Below are 1581 nucleotides of genomic sequence, written 5' to 3' on the forward strand. Positions count from 1 at the left end.
CTTCCGATAGATCTCCCGTTTCAGTGCGAGGACTTCGGGAACTGCCTCGATGACCAGGTCGGCATGTTTTACGGCTTCGTTGAGATCTGAGGTCAGGGTGATCCGATTCAGCGCCGCGGCCGCCGCTCCGTCCTTGGCGTCGGGAACCTCCTTGCCATAGGTTTCCACCAGGTGGTCATACCGTTTTTTGGCAGCCTGCAGTGCGTCGTCGTCGATGTCGTAGGAGACGACGCTGAGCCCCTTGAACGCCGACTGGAAGGCGATCTGGGAGCCCAAAACGCCGGCGCCCAGGACTGTGACGTGGTGGATACCGCTATTCATGAGTCGCTCCGTTCGTCCGTCACGCTACTTCCCGACATCGCCTCGGCCATTACGCTCGACAGCGAGCCAAACATCTCGGGTGCGGGGGTTTCTAGTGTCCAAAGGCCCCAGTCGATAGCGACGCCGATCACAACGGCTGTTATCGCGGCAAATGTTCGGGCCCAATGGGACCCGTGGAATCGGCCGGCTGGTTCAACGCCGCCCCTTCTTCGCGCCGTGCCACCGCGGGTTGGCCCACCACGACGAGGCGATCGTGATCGCGACCACCAGCAGCACCGGGATCACGGCGGGGATCAGCACGTCGGAGAGCGTCAACAGCCCCTCGTTTCGCCCGCCGGTCAGGACCGCACCCAGGGCGGTCATGACGGCGAAGCCAGTGAGCACGACGCCCAAGAGCACCCGAGCGCTGACTCTCGTCGCCTCACGTCGCCGCACCGGTTGGGTACCCGCGCCGGCCAGAGCCGTGAGCCAGCTCGCGTCGCGATAGACCAGCCGGGCCGTCGCCACCATCGCGGTCACGGTCGCCGCGGTGAACAGCCACCCGCTCAACGCCAGTTGGATCCCCCCGCTGAGCATGTGGCCGCTGGTGCATCCGCCGGCCATCCTGGCACCGAAGAGCACCAGAAACGACCCGCCGAAGCAGCCGATGGCGCGCCTGGCCGGGCTTGGACCGAACCGGTTACGCCAGGAGGGCGGCACGACCGGACGGAATGCGGTGAAGCGCCGGCTGATGAACAGGGCGCAGATGAACCCGCCGAAAAAGACGCCGACATCGGTGAACGGCTCCCATCCGATGTTGCTGAACACCGCTGCGCTGTAGGCGAAATGGGGCAAAAACAGGTGCCCGACAAGCCACGAATATGTCGTGGACTGCCCGAAGATCTGATGCAAGAAGATCGCCAGGACGGTTACGACGGCGATGGCGAACCCGACGGTGCCGATGGTTCGCGCGTAGAAGTTGGCGCTGGGGACCTCGCGCGACGTCAGGCGCTGATACCAGTTCGGGGTGGGTGAGCCCGTCGCGTCGACCGCTCCTTCGGCAAGGTATTGCGCGGTGTCGCGCATGAGCACCCGGTCGTGCTCGTCGAGCGGGCAGCGCGCCAGGTGCCGAAAACAGCTGTGCGTGCCACCCCGATACCGGGGCAGGAAGTACAGCAGCGTCGAGGCCACTCCTGCGTAGCCGAGGGCCACGACGAACGTCGGCAGCGGACGGATGTGCGCGATGTTGCCGGTGACCACCAGATCCCCGAAGTTGGCCGC

2 protein-coding genes are annotated in these 1581 nt (G+C 65.3%); both read right to left on the reverse strand.

Features of this window, described 5'->3' with window-relative positions; translation table 11 throughout:
• On the reverse strand, window positions 1-321 hold a 321-nt coding region (locus tag AC2VOG_RS07465), incomplete at its 3' end, for a 3-hydroxyacyl-CoA dehydrogenase NAD-binding domain-containing protein (protein WP_486939280.1).
• Window positions 322-513: 192 nt separating this feature from the next.
• Window positions 514-1581 (reverse strand): YeeE/YedE thiosulfate transporter family protein (locus tag AC2VOG_RS07470; protein ID WP_486939281.1); only part of this gene is annotated, 1068 nt, incomplete at its 5' end.

This window comes from Mycobacterium sp. TH-M11 (assembly GCF_057473725.1).